Here is a 16,653-nt window from a genome sequence, read left to right on the forward strand (position 1 = left end):
TGTCTTTGCCGATCGGATTTATCGCGGCAAACAGCTCGTCAACGCACTCTCCGACTGCGGACCATGGACGATCGAGATCGTCGAGCGACCGCTCGGGGTCAAAGGCTTCCAGCTCCTGCCCAGGCGCTGGGTCGTCGAGCGTACCTTTGCATGGTTCGGCAGATGTCGTCGCCTCTCCAAAGACTTCGAAGGCTCCGCCGCCACCGAGCTAGCCTGGTTGCTCGCCGCCCATCTGAGGCTCCTAACTCGCCGCTTGGCCAGACCCTGAAAACGCCCACGCTTTTTGAGTCAGGCTCTGAGGAGCGAGTGATGGGGCGCGGGAGCGCCCCATCGGGAGCCTCGAAGGATGAACGGCCGCGATGCTTCGATACCTTAGCAGCGACAGCCGGGCCGTCGCCCTTCGAGGCTCGCCGAAGAGGCTCGCACCTCCAGCGACAACGGCTCCGCCGTTGCGCGGGGGTGACGGTGATGGAGTGCGCTCGCCGTTTCTCCATCGTCTTTGCGAGCGTAGCGAAGCAATCCAGAAACTTTCCACGGAGACAGTCTGGATTGCTTCGCTCCGCTCGCAATGACGGAGCAAGTGGCGAGGCCATCGCTCTCCAATTCACATCTCAAACAGCAGGCACATCATCGCGTTCTCGCGGCGCATGTCGCCCGAGTTTTATCTCTCGCGTCGCCCTCGCAAAGACAAGGGCGCAGGGAAGGCCGGGCGCCGGCTGGCACCCGCAGGTCCGTGCGCTACAAAAAGTGCACACGGGGTGGACCACAGGTGACGCCGGTCGCCCGGCCTTCCCTGCGCGAATGGTTTTAACGGTGTCCTTCGTGCTCTCCTCGGGGAGCGATGCACTATTGCCCCCGTCGCCTCACGGATGGCTGATGTGCGCGTCCGGTCGGATCGCATCATCACCGCAAGGCTTGACGCACAGACCCCGGGCGTCGGGACCACACGACTTCTCCGTCCGCGCACGTCTTCGCATGCATCCTCGACGGCTGGCGTGTGCTCACCGTCGCGGCCATGCGAAGACGCTGTCGGCGTCGTGTCGTTCGCGCGAAGGCAGTTGCTCACGGTTTCCCGCCCTGCAATGCCGATCGCGCCCGCCGCCGTCGCGTCCATCGCTGCCCGGCCCGCGGTTCGTGACGATCGCGATCCGCCCCTTGTCTCGGGCCAGGGTGTCTGGTGTGTACGATAAATCCGAATTTCGGTAAAGTGGAATATATTTGCGGCGGAGGATTGACAGGCCATGAGGTGATGCCCGCGGGGTGTTTTGCCCGACGGGCAATTTCTTTCGGCTTCGCTGGTTGCCTCAACGTCCGACGGTGCCGACCAAGCGAGGGCGGTTGCGGTTTGCGGGCGAAGTCTCGGCTGCCAGCGCGCGCAGCCATGCGCGAAAGCTGACGATTTCAGAACAATCCGCGGTGCCCTCGGGCGCAATCAGCCAATCGCCCAATCCGGATCCCTCATTGATCCGGTCGCAGCGATAGCCCGGATGGTGGCCAAGACCGCGGGCAATCAGCAGGTCGACCTTGCCTTCGACCAACTCGTGCAGGCCGGCGGGTTGCAGCACCCGCAAACCGATATCCGCGTGCGCGCCGCGAAACGCCGCCAGGGCGAGGCGGCGCAAATCGAAGCTGCCATGGACCCCCAGTTGGAGCAGCACCGCACCTGCCGGTTTCAATTGCGAGGTCGCATCCGCAATGTGGCGAAACCCTTCCGAGACCCCGGGCAGATAGGCCTGACCGGCGGTGGTGAGGATCAGCTGCTTGTGCAGCCGATCGAACAGGCGCACGCCGAGGCGTGCCTCCAGCGCTTTCACCTGCTGCCCCACGGCGGCGGGCGTCACGTGCAGCTCGTGCGCGGCCAGCTTGAAGCTGAGATGCCGTGCGGCGGCTTCGAAGGCACGGAGCGCGTTGAGTGGCGGAAGGGTGTAGGTCATCGCACGGCAAGTTTGACACTGATCACCCGCGGCCTTGCAATAGATTTTCTTGCGCTGAACCGCAGGAATGATGCTTTGCGCCGCGGCGATGTTGCCGGATACGGTCAGCCCGCAATCCGGAGAATCCCATGCCCCCAGCTCACATCGTCAGCCACAATCCTGCAACGGTCCACGCTCCCGCCGGCGGTTACAGCATGGGACTTGAATTGAAGCAGCATCGCCGCATGCTGTTCATCAGCGGCCAGGTGCCCGAGGCATCCGACGGCGCCGTGCCTGAAGGATTCGAGGCGCAATGCGAGCAAGCCTGGCGCAACGTCATCGAGGTGCTTGCCGCCGCCGGCCTTGGCGTCGGGAATCTGGTCAAGGTCACGACGTTCCTGACCGACCGGAAGCAGGTCGTGCCCAACCGCACCATTCGCCGCACGGTGCTCGGCGAACACCGGCCTGCGCTGACGGTCGTGATCGTCGAGACCGTCGACAGCAAATGGCTGCTGGAGATCGAGGCGATTGCTGCGGAATGAACCCGGCTCTCGTCGACCTTGCAACAGGCCAATCATGTCAGGTGCCCAATGGCTGAGATCCCCCATCCCTTTTACGAGGCGCATCGCGGTGCAATGGAGGCCGCCATGCGCCAGCGCCTCGATCTGGCCGAAGCGATGCTGCGCGAGCGCGCGCATCTGTCCGATATCGACGGGATCAGGCAGGAGGTGATGGACGAATTCGAGATCGTGCTCACCCAAATGCCCTATGTCGGCGGCGCGGCAAGTCGCATGAGCGATTTCTTCATGCGTCTCATGGGCTTCATGGCGATCAGCCGTGTGCTCCGGCGGCGCGGCGTGCTGCTGCCCGTGATCGGCGAGATCGAGCGGGAAACCTACAAGGCGCAATTGCTCACCGTGCCGGAAGCGGAACGTCTCGCTTCGGGGCGTCAGTTCATGTCGCCTGAGAACCAGGCCCTGCTGCGCGAGCAGGCTGCGCAAAGCATCACAAGCAGCCATCAGAACGCGTTTCCGGAAGACTTCGTCTACGATTTCGTCGAGCCCGGCCCGGGTGATACCTTTGAGTTCGGCATCAACTACAAGGCTTGCGGCTTCTGCAAATTCGCCGCTCGCCATGGAGACAAGGACATCCTGCCGAACATCTGCGGGCTTGATTTCGACGCCTATGCAACGCGCGGCATCCGTCTGGACAGGACGCAAACATTGGCTGGCGGCGCAAGCCATTGCAATTTCCGGTTCTCACGTCTCCCGAGGTGATGCCCCATGGACGTTCCGCGAGACTGTTCCAATGGTCTCACCCTTTGAGGCGAGTTCGTTCGAAGGCGAGGAATAAGTCAGCTACGGGCCATCAACGGAAGTGGCCAAGCTATCAGCGATCAAACCGGCACTTGGTCGACTGATCCCGACGCAGCGGCCCAAGTCTACCTAGGTATGGTCACTTCATACCTCCGCGCAATAGCGCCGACCCAGTGCTTGGTGCTACCGATACATCCAGAGTGAAGAGCAACGGAACCGGTCCTGCGAGCCGGCAGTTGCGGGACAAGGCCGGCGGCGTAGTGCCCGCCGGCTCTTCTCCCGATCCAGCGGCGCTTTGCCGCTCAACTGAGGCTTACAGCCATGGTTGGTGCAGAGGGTACGCCCATGCGGAACATCACCGATTTCCTGATGCGGGTCTGGCAGCGAAACCAACCCGCGTCCAATGCTCAGGTCGCGGCTATGGCTGAAAACGGAGATCGATCCAGCATGGCTGATTTTGTCCGGATCCTGCAGGCCTACGATCAAGCCCGGTAGGGCGGGAGCCAGCAGCGGCCACGTCAGTCCGTGATACGGACGTCCGAAGGCCAAGACCTGAGACCGCACCGCTACATGCCCTGGCGCCAGGTAACGGGTGCACTCCTCTTCCTAGATGATTCCCGCTAGCCGCAGCCCAACACCGGCCGCGCAACTTCCCGCAAGCACCGTCAGCATCCCGAGCTTGAAGCGGAAGATCGCGGTGGCGGCTGCGATCGACAGCAAGAGCGCGGGGACATCGACGCTGGTCAGCACCGGCCTGTCGAAAGCGAACGGAAACGCGTGCACCGGCACGGTCTCGCGAAACAGCGTGTGCAGCGCGAACCAGATCGAGAGGTTGAGGATCACGCCGACGACGGCGGCGGTGATCGCGCTGAGCGCGCCGGCAAGGCCCGTATTGCCGCGCAGGCGCTCGATATAGGGCGCGCCGACGAAGATCCAGAGGAAGCAGGGCGTGAAGGTGACCCAGGTCGCGAGCAGTCCGCCGAACGTCGCCGCCAGCATTGGCGACAGGCCGCCTGGATCGCGATAGGCCGCCATGAAGCCCACGAACTGGAGCACCATGATCAGCGGGCCCGGCGTGGTCTCGGCCATGCCGAGGCCGTCGAGCATCTCGTGCGGCTTCAGCCAGTGATAATGCTCGACCGCCTGCTGGGCGACATAGGCCAGCACCGCATAGGCGCCGCCGAAGGTGACCAGCGCCATCTTCGAGAAGAACAGGGCGATCTGGCTGAACACGTTGGCCTGGCCGAGGGCCAGAAGCAGCGCGATCACCGGCACCAGCCACAGCGCAAGCCAGAGCGCGCCGACCCGGATCGCGCGCGCGGTATCGGGCTTGACGTGATCGGGTACGGCGTCGCCGAGCATGCTGTCGATCACCGCGCCGCTGCCGCCAGGACCGTGACCCGCCGGTGCAAACTCCGGGCGGCCGCTTCTTGCGCCGATATATCCGATCACGCCGGCGGCAATGATGATGATCGGGAAGGGGACAGCGAAGAAGAAAATGGCGACGAAGGCGATCGCAGCGAGCGCGATCATGATGCGGTTCTTCAGCGCGCGCTTGCCGACGCGCACCACCGCCTCGACGACGATGGCGAGCACGGCCGCCTTCAGGCCGAAGAACAGCGCCTCGACGAAGCTGACATTGCCGAAGGCGGCGTAAACGTAGCTCAAGGCCATGATGGCGATGATGCCGGGCAGGATGAACAGCCCGCCCGCCATCAGCCCGCCGGCGGTGCGGTGCATCAGCCAGCCGACATAGGTCGCAAGCTGCTGCGCCTCCGGTCCCGGCAACAACATGCAGTAGTTCAGCGCATGCAGGAAACGGCCCTCGGAGATCCATTTCTTCTCCTCGACCAGGATGCGGTGCATCACCGCGATCTGGCCCGCGGGCCCGCCGAAGCTTAAGCAGGCGACGCGCAGCCAGACGCGGAAGGCTTCATTGAAGCTGATGCCGTGACCGGCATCAGCTCCTGCTTGAACGTTACGGGTATCCATTACGCCTTCACTTTGTTGGTCGGCCAGTTGTGGGTCTCAGCCGTGGCGTCGCGGCACCAGCGATAGAAGGCGTCGTAGAGCAGCATGCCGGCCTCGAGCTGTTCGAGGTCGTCGTCACACATCCGCGACAGCCCGAGCGAGGCCGCGAGCAGGCCCGGGGCCTCCGGCGCCAGATCAGGCCGCGCGGTGTCGGCGCCGCGCACCAGCGTTGCCAGCCGGAGCAGGGCTGGCGTCGCGATCCCGAACTCCTCGATCATGACGTCGAAGGTGCAGAGCTCGCCGCGATGGCTCCAGAACACGTTCTCGATGTCGAAGGGCGCCGCGCCAAACCGCTCGCCGACCGCGACGACCTCGGACGGCGCCACATACAGGAACACCGCGTTGGGGTCGACGAAGCGGCGGATCAGCCAGGGGCAGGCGATGCGGTCGACCTTCGGCCGCGCCCGCGTCACCCAGACGGTGCGTCCCTTGGCGTCGCGCGGCGGCAGCTTGCGGGTATCGAGCAGCGGCAGCTTGGCCGCCTTCCAGCCCTCGAAGCCGCCCTCCAGCGTCTCGGCCTGCGCGCCGAACTGGCGGAGCCAGGCCGCGGTGCCCTGCGCGAGCTTTTCACCGCGCAGGCAAGAGACGATGGCCCGGCGGCCGGCGAACTCGCCGCCCCAGTCCTGGACCTTGTCGTGGCTGAGCTTGATGGAGCCCGGGATCAGCCGCCGGTCGGCGGCAAAATCCCCCTCCGTGCGCACGTCGATCAGGGCAGGGGCGTTGGCCGTGCCGATCAGCCGTGCCAATTTGTCGGATGATATGGTCGTGAATGTAGACATGATGCGTCCTCGCATAAACCGAACGGGACGCGATACTTGGGCATGTCGCCTCGTGGGGAGATCGCTCAAATCCCCATGAGCCGCATTACAACGAAACCGCGCCAAGCTGTCAACCGCCGGTTTCGGCGGCATTTGACGTTAGAAAGATATGCTGCCGGGGCCTATATTGGCCTTCGCGGATTCTGTTTTCCGGAGAGTTGAGCCGATGCATTCCCATTCCATCGAGCAATGGACCCACGACCACGCCTTCCTCGGCGACAGGCACGACGAGAACGAGCGGCGCACCTGGCTCGTGGTGGTCCTGACGCTGGTCATGATGGTCGGCGAGATCGTCGCCGGTTCGCTGTTCGGCTCGATGGCGCTGCTGGCGGACGGCTGGCACATGGGCACGCATGCCGCGGCGCTCGGCATTGCCGCCTTCGCCTACCGCTTTGCGCGCCGGCACCTGGGGAATGCGCATTTCACCTTCGGCACCGGCAAGTTCGGCGATCTCGCCGCCTACTCCAGCGCCATCATCCTCGGCCTGATCGCGGTCGAGATCGCCTATGAGAGCGTGCTGCGGCTCTTCACGCCGGTGCCGATCGTCTATGGCGAGGCGATCGCGGTGGCGGCGCTCGGCCTTTGCGTCAACCTCGCCAGTGCCTGGCTCTTGCGCGACAGCCATGATCATCACCATCACGGCCATGATCACGGCCACGGCCATGCGCATCATGATCACGACGATCATGATCATCACCACCATCATCACGACAACAATCTTCGTGCGGCCTATGTCCACGTCATGGCGGATGCCGCGACCTCGGTGCTGGCGATCGGCGCGCTGCTGGTGGCGATGTATTCGGGATGGGTCTGGGCCGATCCGGCCGTCGGCCTGATCGGCAGCGTCGTGATCGCGAGCTGGGCGTTCGGCCTGATCAAGAGCTCGGGTGCGGTGCTGCTTGACGTGCGCGCCGACGAGAAGCTTGAGCGGGTAATCCGGGCACGCATGGAGGTCGGCGAGGATCGCGTCACCGACCTGCATCTCTGGCAGGTCGGCCCTGGCCACTGCGCCGTGCTGGTGTCGGTGGTGTCGGACAAGCCGAAGCAGCCGGCCGTCTACAAGAAGCGGCTCGCCGGGCTGAAGGGCCTCAGCCATGTCACGGTCGAGGTCGAGACCTGCCCGCACTGACGTGATCGGTGAAGGTGGAATTCTGCGGCGCCGCCGGGGTTGATCCTCGGTCGCGACCTATCCAATCGCGGCCAAGAAGGGACCAAGGATGATGCCCAAAATCAAGCTCGCTCTTGCCGCCGCCGCGCTCGCCCTGTCCAGCCATGGGGCGATGGCGCAGTCGGAAAAGACCGGCGTCGAAAAGCTCTACGTCCTCAATTGCGGCGAGGGCACTGCCGGCGACATCTCGCGCTGGACGCCCGGCCTGAACGAGGGCAAGACGATGGACTTCGTTGACAGCTGCTATCTCGTCAAGCACACCAAGGGCTGGTTCCTGTGGGACACCGGCATCGCCGATTCCGTCGCCGCGATGCCCAATGGCCTCACGCCCGCCGATCCCAAGGCCGTGACCTGGCGGCGCCCGAAGACGCTTGCGGCCCAGCTCGAGCAGCTCGGCGTCAAGCCCGATGACGTCAAGGCGATGGCCGTCTCCCACACCCATCCCGACCATTCCGGCAATGTCGAGCTGTTCCCGCAGGCCGTCCTCTACGTGCAGAAGGCCGAGTATGACTGGCCCGGCGCCAACAACGAGCCGCGCTTCAAGCCCTCGCATCCGGTCGAGCAGCTCGCGGGCGACAAGGACGTGTTCGGCGACGGCAGCGTGACCATCCTGTCGACACCCGGTCATACGCCGGGACACCAGTCGCTGCTGGTGAAGTTGCCGAAGACCGGTGCGGTGATCCTGTCCGGCGATGTCGTTCACTTCAAGGATAATTGGGATAACCGCCGCGTGCCCAGCATGAACGTCAACAAGGACCAGAGCGCGGCCTCGATGCAGAAGATCGCCGACACTCTCGCCAGGGAGAAGGCGCAGCTCTGGATCAATCACGACAAGGCCCAGCGCGACAGCCAGAAGATGGCTCCGGAGTTCTACGATTAGCTTCTCGTAGCCCCCTTGTTGCCACACTTGTGGCAGCAGGGCTGTGTTAACCGCCCCCGAAGCTCCGCGACAGGAGGCGATCGTGGGGGAATGGGCCGGGGTTGCGATTGCGCTGGCGTCCAGCAGCCTCGGAGGCACCGCGGCGGCGATCACCCGCTATCTCGTCGGCGGCGCCGATCCGGTCTTGCTGGCGATCCTGCGCTGGGGGATCGGTTTTCTGTGCCTGTTGCCGTGTGCGCTCCTGCTCGGCGTGCGCTGGCCGCAGCGGCCCGACTGGCCGGCCGTGGCGCTGCTCGGCATCTGCTTCTTCGGCCTGTTCTTCATCCTCTACAATATCGCGGTGTCCTACACGACCGCGGCGCGCGCCAGCCTCGCGCTGGCGACGCTGCCGCTCCACACCATGGTGGTCGGCGCGATCCTCGGCGTGGAGCGGCTGACGGCGCGCAAGATCATTGGCGTTGGCATCGCCGTGCTCGGCGTGGCGGCGGCGCTCGCCGCGGGCCTCGCGCAGAGGCCGCCAGGGGCGTGGCGCGGCGAGCTGATCATGACCGGCGCCGTGTTCTGCATGGCGTTCTACAACGTCTTGTCGCGCCCGCTGATGCAGCGCTCGAGCGCGCTCGGCTTTCTCACGGTCGGCATGGGCGCGGGCGCCGTGGTGCTGGTGCTGGCGGGGCTCGTGAAAGGCAGCTTTGCTGCGCTCGATCACTTCACGACGGCGCAGTGGATCGCCGGAATCTATCTCGGTGCCGGCGGCGCGCTCGCCTTCATCCTCTGGGTCATGGCGCTGGCGCGGGCAACGCCGACCCGGGTCGCCAATACGATGACGGTCAATCCGATTGCCGCCACCTTGCTGGCGGCGCTGCTGATCGGCGAGCCGATCACGCCCAATCTTCTGGTCGGGCTGCTCGCCGTGTTCGCCGGCATCTGGATCGCGACCAGCGAGGCGAAGCCGGCCTAGCTCTTCGGCGCGCTCGCTGCGGGAGGGCTCGCCTCCGGCGTCTTCTTCGGCTTCAGCGTGCCGGCATAGAACGACAGCAGCCACACCAGCATCACGGCAAGGAGATAGACGACCCAGGCCTGCGGCGGCGTGGTCGCCCAGCGCAGGAGGCCCTTGAATGTGCGGGGCGGGCTGTTGTCTTCGGTCATGGCCCGCTTGTGCGCGAAAGCGGCCGGGCGGTCAATCGGGCCGGCGCTCGGCGCGGATCAGGAATAGCGCCGCCAGCGCCGAGAGGCTCAGCGCGGAGGAGACCATCAGCACCTTGGCGCCCATGACGTCGATGAGCAGGCCGAACGCCAGCGGCGCCACCGCCTGTGCCATCCGCGCCGGCGCGCCGATGATGCCGAGCCGGTAGCCAAAATCCTTCGGCCCGAAGATCGACAGCGGCAGCGTGCCGCGGGCGATCGTCAGGATGCCGTTGCCCGAGCCGTGGAGCAACGCAAACGCGCTCGCCGCGGCGCCGCCGAAGATGGCGACGACGGCCGCTCCGATCGGATGGGTCACGCAGGCGAGCCGCGTCGACCACAGCGGATGAAAGCGGCTCAGAACGCTCGCCTCGAGGATGCGCGCCAGCACTTGCGCCGGACCGATCAGCGCGCCGGCCGCGATCGCCTCGACATGTGTCGCGCCGGTTGCCTCCACGATGCGCGGGAAATGCACCGCCATCGCGCCGGTGACCGTCCAGGCCGCGGCGAAGACGAAGGCGAGCAGGATCATGGTGCGGTCGAGCGGCACATGCGGCTTCTCGGCCGTCGCCGCCGCCTGCTTCGCGCCCTTGATCACCGGCAGCATGAAGAAATTGAGGGGCAGGCCGATCAGGATGTTGGCGGCCGCCCAGGCAAAGCAGGTGTCGCGCCAGCCGATATGGGCGAGGCCCCAGGCGGTGAGCGGCCAGCCGACGGTGGAGGCGAAGCCCGCCATCAGCGTGATGCCGGTGATGGGCCTGCGCGCCTCGGTGCCGTAGATGCGGCCGAGCGCGGCGAAGGCGGCGTCATAGAGCCCCATCGCCATGCCGATGCCGAGCACGAGCCAGGCGATCGCCATCACCAGAACGGATTGCGACAACCCAAGGAGGACGAGGCCGGCGGCAATGGTCAGGTTGGAAGCCGACAGCACCTGCCGTCCGCCGACCAGATCGATCTGCCGTCCGATCCGCGGGCCGAGCATCGCGGAGATCACCAGCGAGGCCGAGAACGCGCCAAAGATCCAGTTGGAGGAGACGCCGAGGTCGTGCGCCATGGGATCGGCGAGCAGGGCCGGCAGGTAGTAACTGGAAGCCCAGGCCAGGGTCTGCGTGGTGCCGAGCGCCAGGATGATCGGGAGCTGGCGCTGGCTCATCCGCGCGTGCTTCCGATTCTGGCCGACGAAGTCATCATCGCCGGCATTTGCCGCCCGCGCAGCAAGTGCGTCAACCGCGATCGCGGCATATTCGACCTGCAAGGGACGGGAGCCTTGCGCACGGCCCGCGCGAGGCTTGCGCCTTTCGCTCGTCACGAATGCACGGCATAATGGCGCATGCAATTGACCTCGCGCCTTGCGCTGATGAACTGGCTGGCCGGCCAGGGGCTCACCGGCCTGCCCGAACCCGAACTGCTCCGCGGCTTCTGCGAGCGCTGCCGCGCCGAGGGGCTGGAACTCTCGCGCGGGCTCGTCGTCATCGACACGCTGCATCCGATCTATGAGGGCCGTGGTTTCCGCTGGAGCGACCGTCCCAGCAACGAGAGCGATGCGTTCGAATACGGCTCGACCGCCGACGGCGACGCCGCCAAGAGCTGGCGCCGCTCGGTGTTCTTCCACATGCTCGAGAATGGCCACGACGAGATGGTGATCGATCTCGCCGACGCGCCGTCGCTGGATTTCTCGCAGATCGGCGAGCTCGCCGAGAAGGGTCACAAGCACTATCTCGCCTTCGTGCACCGCTTCGGCGAGAACGGCGCGCTCGGTCTGATGGACTGCCTCTATTCCTGCTGGACCACGCGCCGCGACAGCGGCTTCTCCGGGGCGGAGCTGGAAGCGCTGCGCGATCTCGTGCCGGTGCTGGGGCTCGCGATCAAGTCGGCGCAGCAGGTCGACATCGCCCGCACGCTCGGCCGCGTCTATCTCGGCCGCGATGCCTCCGAGCAGGTGCTGCGCGGGCGCATCTCGCGTGGCGTCACCGAGCGCATCAACGCCGTGCTCTGGTATTCGGATTTGCGCGGCTCGACCGGGATCAGCGAGAGCATCGGTCCCGACGAGATCATTCCGTTCCTCAACGACTACGCGCAGGCCGTGATCGATCCGATCCACGAGGCCGGCGGCGACGTGCTGAAGCTGATCGGCGACGGCGTGCTCGCGATGTTCTGGGGTGAGGACATGGCGGATGCGCGGCGTGCTGCCCTGCGCGCCGAGCATCTGTTCCGCAAGAACGTCGCGGCGCTGAACGCGCGCCGGGCGGCCGACGGCCGCCCCACCACATCCGCCTATATCGGCCTGCATGTCGGCGAGGTCTTCTACGGCAATATCGGCAGCGAGGACCGGCTGGATTTCACGGTGGTGGGGCCGACGGTGAACGAGGTCAGCCGCATCGCCTCGATGAGCCGCTCGGTCGACCGCGAACTGCTGGCGTCAGCCGAGTTCTATAAGGGCCTGGACGCCGCCGGCCGCCGCTATCTCGTCTCCACCGGCCGCTACGCGCTGCGCGGCATCGGCCGTGCGCAGGATCTCTACACGCTCGATCCGGAAGTCGAAGCAAGCGAGCCGGTGACGGGAAGCTACGAGCGGTATCTGGCGGGGTAGCTCCAATGTCGTCCCGGCGAAGGCCGGGACCCATACCGCGTGATGTATCGGTGGCTGGCGGTGTTAGTACCAACAGAGATCTTGCAACTCCTAGCCTCCGCCAAACTTCTCCCTGTGGTTATGGGTCCCGGCCTGCGCCGGGACGACAGTCGAGATTGTTGCTTCGCTTCGCTCCCAATCACAGCGGGCTAACACCGCACCGCTGCGCCGTCCTCCACCATGTCCGGCTGCCGATGTAGCGCCACCGCCGGTGACACCAGGATCACCAGCGCTTGCATGCCGAACACGGCCGCCGCGAGATAAAGGCACGCCTCCGCGCTCCAGAAGCCGCCGACGATCGCGCCCAGCGCCGAGCCGAGCGGGCGGGCGCCGTAGCTCATGATGTTGATGGCGGAGACGCGGCCGAGCAGGCGCGGTGGCGTCACGGACTGGCGCAAGGTCGTGGTCGAGATCACCCACAGGATCGGCCCGACGCCGAGCAGGAAGAAGCTCAGGCCCGCGAGCCAGGGCGAGGGGACCAGCACCGTCAGCGCCATCACCAGGGAGGCGACAAAGCCGGTGACCGGGCCGAGGCCGACAACCGTGCCGAAGGCGACGCGCTGCATCACCCGCGTCGCGAACAGCGCGCCGATCACCATGCCGACGCCGTACATCGTCAGCACCGTGCCGACGCCGGCGGCGGTCAGGCCGAGATGGCGCACGGCGTAAGGCACGAACACCGCGATCTGCAGGAACCAGCCGGTGTTGAAGATGAACTGGGTGATGAAGACCGGCCGCAGCAGCGGATGGTGAAACACGAAGGCCGCGCCTTCGCGGATGTCCTGGAACGGATGGCGCCGCGGCGCCGGCGTGCGGGCGGGCTCGTAGATGCCGGAGAGCAGCACCACGGCAATGGCCGAGAGCGCCGCGGCAAAGCCGAAAGCCAGGCTCGCGCCCCACCAACCGACCAGCGCACCGCCGAGCGCAGGCCCGCTGGCAAAGGCGATGGTGCGCGCAAGCTCGATCCGGGCATTGGCGGCTGGCAACAGGTCCGAGCTCACCAGCGAGGGCACCAGGGCCGGGGCGGCCACGCTGTAGACGACGGTGCCGCACACGGCAGCGAAGCCGAGCAGCGCGAGCAGCGGCAGATTGAGGGCGCCGAGCGCGAGCAGCAGCACGATGGCCACGAGGGCTGCCGCCCGCAGCGCCTCGGCGCCCGCCATCAGCGAACGCCGCGAGATGCGGTCGGCGAGCAGGCCGGCTGGAATGGCGAACAGCACGAAGGGGAGCGTCAACGCGGTTTGCAGGACGCCGGTCTGGCCTTCGGCAACCCCGAGCGTCAGCACCGCGACGATGGGCGCTGCGGCCAGCGCGATCTGCTCCGCCGACTGCGCCGCGAGATTGGACCAGGCGAGGCGGCTGAAGGTGTCGGGGAGGCGCGGGGGATTTGACATGGCTCATTTCCTGCAAAGTCGGATTGGCGCCAGTATCAGTCCCCGAGACCGGCCAAACCCACCCGCTTTCCGACAGGGCGGGGCAAAACAGGGGCGCGCCGGGAACCGATGCGGCTAGATGCAGTTGCAAATGAGTTGCAATAAGATTCGACTTCGGTATTCTGCCCCTATGGATGCTCGTTCGCCCGATCTCACCCCCGACGCCGCCGGCTGGCGCACCGACGCGCCGGCCACCAAAAGCCTCGCCGAGGTAAATTCCACAGTCGCCGTTCCAGCGGCAGGCCGCTGGTGGCGGCGGCTGCTCGCCTTCGTCGGTCCAGGCTATCTGGTCTCGGTCGGCTACATGGACCCCGGCAACTGGGCGACCGACCTCGCCGGCGGCTCGAAGTTCGGCTACACGCTGCTCTCGGTTATCCTGCTCTCGAACCTGATGGCGATCCTGCTCCAGTCGCTGGCAGCGCGGCTCGGCATCGTCACCGACCGCGACCTCGCGCAGGCCTGCCGCGCGACCTATTCGCCGGCGGTGAACTTCCTGCTCTGGCTCGCCTGCGAAGCGGCGATCATCGCCTGCGATCTCGCCGAGGTCATCGGCACGGCGATCGCGCTCAAGCTCCTGTTCGGCATTCCCCTGATCGGCGGCGCGCTGCTTGCGGCGCTCGATGCCTTCCTGCTGCTGCTTCTGATGAACCGCGGCTTCCGTTTCCTGGAAGCCTTTGTCATCGCGCTACTCGCGGTGATCGCGGTCTGCTTCGCGGTCCAGATCGTGGCCGCGGCGCCGCCGGTCGCGGAGGTGCTGCACGGTTTCGTGCCGAAGACCGAGATCTTCACCAATCCGGAAATGCTCTACATCGCGATCGGCATCATCGGCGCGACCGTGATGCCGCATAATCTCTATCTGCACTCCTCGATCGTGCAGACGCGCGCCTATGAGCGCAACGAGAAGGGCCGGCGCGAAGCGATCAAATGGGCGACGACGGACTCGACCATCGCCCTGATGCTGGCGCTGTTCATCAACGCCGCGATCCTCGTGGTCGCCGCGGCAACCTTCCACAAGAGCGGCCATTCCGACGTCGCCGAGATCGGCCAGGCTTTCGAGCTCCTGTCACCGCTGCTCGGCCTCGGCATCGCCTCGACGCTGTTTGCGATTGCGCTGCTGGCCTCGGGCCTCAACTCGACGGTGACGGCGACGCTCGCCGGTCAGATCGTGATGGAGGGTTTTCTCGATCTGCACCTGCCGAGCTGGGCGCGCCGCTTGCTCACACGCGGCATCGCGATCGTTCCCGTCATCGTCGTCACTGCGATCTATGGCGAGCGCGGCACGGCCGATCTGCTGGTGTTCAGCCAGGTCGTGCTGTCGATGCAATTGCCTTTCGCCGTGATCCCGCTGGTTCGCTTCGTCTCCGACCGCCGCAAGATGGGGCAGTTCGCGATTCCGCCATACGTTGCCGCGACCGCGTGGATCGTCGCGGGCGTCATCGTGGTCTTGAATCTGAAGCTGCTGGCCGACACGCTGTTCGGGTGAGGGCGCTACGGCGTTGCTGTCATCGCCCGCGAAGGCGGGCGATCCAGTACTCCGTAACGGCTGCGATCGAACCGACAAGCCGCGGCGTACTGGATGCCCCGCCGGAGCCTGTCATCGGGCTCGCCGAAGGCGAGACCCGGTGGCGAGGCATGACCGCGAGTGGGTGCGCGTTAGCTCAGCTAATCCTGCGGCTCTGACGCCGAATCCCCTTGCGCGTCGATGCGCAGCCAGCCGGACGGCGCCAGCCGCTGCTGCGGCAGGAAGCGGGCCTTGTAGTCCATCTTCTTGGAGCCTTCGATCCAGTAGCCGAGATAGACATAGGGCAACCCTTGCCGGCGGGCGCGGGCGATGTGGTCGAGGATCATGAAGGTGCCCATCGAGCGGCTGACCTGGCTCGGCTCGAAGAAGGAATAGACCATCGACAAGCCGTCGCTGAGCACGTCGGTGAGCGCAACCGCGATCAGCTCCTCGCCGCGGCCGGTGATGCCGCTGTCCGGACCGCGCTTGCGGTACTCGATGATGCGGGTCTCGACATGGCTGTCCTCGACCATCATGGCGTAGTCGAGCACGGTCATGTCGGCCATGCCGCCATGGCGGTGGCGGGCGTCGAGATAGGCGCGGAACACCGAATATTGCTCGGAGGTCGGCACCGCGCTGCGCTGCTCGCCGATGATGTCGGCGTTGCGCGCCATCACCTTGCGGAAGTTGCGGGACGGGCGGAACTCGTTGGCGACGACCCGGACCGACACGCAGGCGCGGCACTGGTCGCAGGCGGGCCGGTAGGCGATCGACTGGCTGCGGCGGAAGCCGCCATGGGTCAGGAGGTCGTTGAGATCGCCCGCGCGGTCACCCACGAGGTGCGTGAACACCTTGCGCTCATGCCGGCCCGGCAGATACGGGCACGGAGAAGGCGCCGTGAGGTAAAATTGGGGGGTGTCGCGCGAGTGTTGGGTCAAGGGACGTCGTGGGCCTCCGAAGTGAGTATCAGCATCGCGCTACGGAAGCCTTCGGTCAATTGGTCTGCTCGGCAGGTCTGATCAGACAGCTTAGTCGGTCCTGGTTGATAGGTCCTTGATCAGTAGGTTCTGGCGCCCTGGGGCACGGGTGCGCGGACCGAGTTGTTGATCACGACCGTTCCGAGCACGAAGTCATGCAACAGCCGCCGGCGGCCGTTGAACAGGCCGACCAGCACCACGAAGGGCGACAGGAACGAGACCGTCACCCAGAACAGCACGGCATGGGTGGCGCCGAGCACGAAATAGCCCGGCGCGCCGTACCAGGTGCGCAGCTCCAGATCCATCACCCGCATGCCGATCGTCGCCGATGACGGACCGCCGATGCAGGCGCCGTAATAGACGATGGCCCAGATCACGGAGGCCGGCCAGGCCAGCCAGAACAGCGCCCAGCCGATGCCGAGCGTGACCACGCCGAACAAGGCGATGAAGAGGTAGCCGAGGATGACCGGCACCGAGATCACGACCATGTCGATCAGGAAGGCGAACACTCGCCGCGTTGCGACGCCGCGGAACAGTTCCGGGTGCAGATAGGGATCGTAAGCGTGCGGTTGCACCCCGCCGTCATTACGCCAGGCGCCCGCCTGGGGGCCTGAATTGCCCGAGTCCGAATACGACATGGTCCATCCTCCCGAAGGGAAACTCCCGTGGCAGGAGATGGGAACAGGCCGTCCGCGTGCCAAGGGCGTCGGGATTAACAAGCCGAAATATTCCGGCGATTCGGGGGCGGTGGGGCTGTGAGAGGCGGCGCGCTTCCACCGTCGTCCTGGCGAAAGCCAGGACCAAT

Annotated in this window: 17 protein-coding genes; 9 read left to right on the forward strand and 8 right to left on the reverse strand. The window is 66.0% G+C overall.

Annotation, left to right across the window (positions count from 1 at the left end):
• The coding region (locus BM118_RS00005) for a transposase (RefSeq protein ID WP_143099382.1) at positions 1-268 on the forward strand (268 nt) is incomplete at its 5' end.
• Positions 269-1,304: 1,036 nt separating this feature from the next.
• Here BM118_RS00005 and BM118_RS00015 read toward each other — a convergent pair.
• Positions 1,305-1,934, reverse strand: coding sequence for a LysR family transcriptional regulator (locus BM118_RS00015; protein WP_092180559.1), 630 nt, complete (start codon positions 1,932-1,934; stop codon positions 1,305-1,307).
• A 128-nt stretch (positions 1,935-2,062) separates the two neighbouring features.
• On the opposite strand from BM118_RS00015, the gene BM118_RS00020 reads away from it, so the two are divergent.
• The 3 genes from BM118_RS00020 (at position 2,063) to BM118_RS41035 (ending at position 3,724) form a co-directional block, all read left to right on the forward strand.
• Positions 2,063-2,455: a RidA family protein gene (locus BM118_RS00020; RefSeq protein ID WP_092180562.1), complete on the forward strand. Its 393-nt coding sequence runs from the start codon at positions 2,063-2,065 to the stop codon at positions 2,453-2,455.
• A gap of 48 nt (positions 2,456-2,503) precedes the next feature.
• A complete protein-coding gene (locus tag BM118_RS00025; protein ID WP_092180565.1) occupies positions 2,504-3,190 on the forward strand; it encodes an L-2-amino-thiazoline-4-carboxylic acid hydrolase in 687 nt (228 codons plus the stop codon).
• Positions 3,191-3,574: 384 nt separating this feature from the next.
• Positions 3,575-3,724 carry a hypothetical protein gene (locus tag BM118_RS41035; protein ID WP_177233892.1) on the forward strand — a complete coding sequence of 50 codons (150 nt, stop codon included), beginning with the start codon at positions 3,575-3,577 and terminating at the stop codon, positions 3,722-3,724.
• Positions 3,725-3,835: 111 nt separating this feature from the next.
• Here BM118_RS41035 and chrA read toward each other — a convergent pair whose 3' ends face one another.
• Both chrA and BM118_RS00035 read right to left on the reverse strand, forming a co-directional pair.
• Complete coding sequence (gene chrA, locus BM118_RS00030; RefSeq protein ID WP_092180568.1) at positions 3,836-5,221, reverse strand: chromate efflux transporter; 1,386 nt, start codon at positions 5,219-5,221, stop codon at positions 3,836-3,838.
• A complete protein-coding gene (locus tag BM118_RS00035; RefSeq protein ID WP_143099383.1) occupies positions 5,221-6,039 on the reverse strand; it encodes a chromate resistance protein ChrB domain-containing protein in 819 nt (272 codons plus the stop codon). Before BM118_RS00035 ends, chrA begins: the two co-directional genes overlap by 1 nt.
• Positions 6,040-6,244: 205 nt before the next feature.
• Between BM118_RS00035 and dmeF the strand changes: the two genes are divergently transcribed.
• The 3 genes from dmeF to BM118_RS00050 all read left to right on the forward strand — a co-directional run bounded on the left by dmeF (position 6,245) and on the right by BM118_RS00050 (position 9,084).
• Positions 6,245-7,207, forward strand: coding sequence for a CDF family Co(II)/Ni(II) efflux transporter DmeF (gene dmeF, locus BM118_RS00040; protein WP_092180574.1), 963 nt, complete (start codon positions 6,245-6,247; stop codon positions 7,205-7,207).
• 88 nt (positions 7,208-7,295) lie between these two features.
• Positions 7,296-8,126 carry an N-acyl homoserine lactonase family protein gene (locus BM118_RS00045; RefSeq protein ID WP_092180577.1) on the forward strand — a complete coding sequence of 277 codons (831 nt, stop codon included), beginning with the start codon at positions 7,296-7,298 and terminating at the stop codon, positions 8,124-8,126.
• An 82-nt stretch (positions 8,127-8,208) separates the two neighbouring features.
• Positions 8,209-9,084, forward strand: coding sequence for a DMT family transporter (locus BM118_RS00050; RefSeq protein ID WP_092180580.1), 876 nt, complete (start codon positions 8,209-8,211; stop codon positions 9,082-9,084).
• Here the strand turns inward: BM118_RS00050 and BM118_RS00055 are convergent.
• Both BM118_RS00055 and BM118_RS00060 read right to left on the reverse strand, forming a co-directional pair.
• Positions 9,081-9,272 carry a hypothetical protein gene (locus tag BM118_RS00055; protein WP_092180583.1) on the reverse strand — a complete coding sequence of 64 codons (192 nt, stop codon included), beginning with the start codon at positions 9,270-9,272 and terminating at the stop codon, positions 9,081-9,083. The two genes, BM118_RS00050 and BM118_RS00055, sit on opposite strands and share 4 nt — an antisense overlap.
• Before the next feature lie 31 nt (positions 9,273-9,303).
• Entirely contained in the window at positions 9,304-10,461 is a 1,158-nt protein-coding gene (locus BM118_RS00060; protein WP_092184131.1) for an MFS transporter, read from the reverse strand.
• A gap of 177 nt (positions 10,462-10,638) precedes the next feature.
• On the opposite strand from BM118_RS00060, the gene BM118_RS00065 reads away from it, so the two are divergent.
• Positions 10,639-11,898, forward strand: a complete 1,260-nt coding sequence (locus tag BM118_RS00065; protein ID WP_092180586.1) for an adenylate/guanylate cyclase domain-containing protein — start codon at positions 10,639-10,641, stop codon at positions 11,896-11,898.
• 188 nt (positions 11,899-12,086) lie between these two features.
• On the opposite strand, the gene BM118_RS00070 is transcribed toward BM118_RS00065, so the two are convergent.
• Positions 12,087-13,331, reverse strand: a complete 1,245-nt coding sequence (locus BM118_RS00070; protein ID WP_092180588.1) for an MFS transporter — start codon at positions 13,329-13,331, stop codon at positions 12,087-12,089.
• A gap of 169 nt (positions 13,332-13,500) precedes the next feature.
• On the opposite strand from BM118_RS00070, the gene BM118_RS00075 reads away from it, so the two are divergent.
• On the forward strand, positions 13,501-14,853 hold the full coding sequence (locus BM118_RS00075) for an Nramp family divalent metal transporter (RefSeq protein ID WP_092180591.1): 1,353 nt from the start codon (positions 13,501-13,503) through the stop codon (positions 14,851-14,853).
• A 179-nt stretch (positions 14,854-15,032) separates the two neighbouring features.
• Here the strand turns inward: BM118_RS00075 and BM118_RS00080 are convergent, their stop codons facing one another.
• The gene (locus BM118_RS00080; RefSeq protein ID WP_092180594.1) at positions 15,033-15,809 is read right to left on the reverse strand and encodes an arginyltransferase; all 777 of its coding nucleotides are present in this window, start codon (positions 15,807-15,809) and stop codon (positions 15,033-15,035) included.
• A gap of 119 nt (positions 15,810-15,928) precedes the next feature.
• A complete protein-coding gene (locus tag BM118_RS00085) occupies positions 15,929-16,486 on the reverse strand; it encodes an RDD family protein (protein ID WP_177233893.1) in 558 nt (185 codons plus the stop codon).
• Positions 16,487-16,653: the final 167 nt, after the last annotated feature.

It is taken from the genome of Bradyrhizobium sp. cf659 (assembly GCF_900113725.1).
In the GTDB taxonomy this organism is placed as follows: Bacteria; Pseudomonadota; Alphaproteobacteria; order Rhizobiales; family Xanthobacteraceae; genus Bradyrhizobium.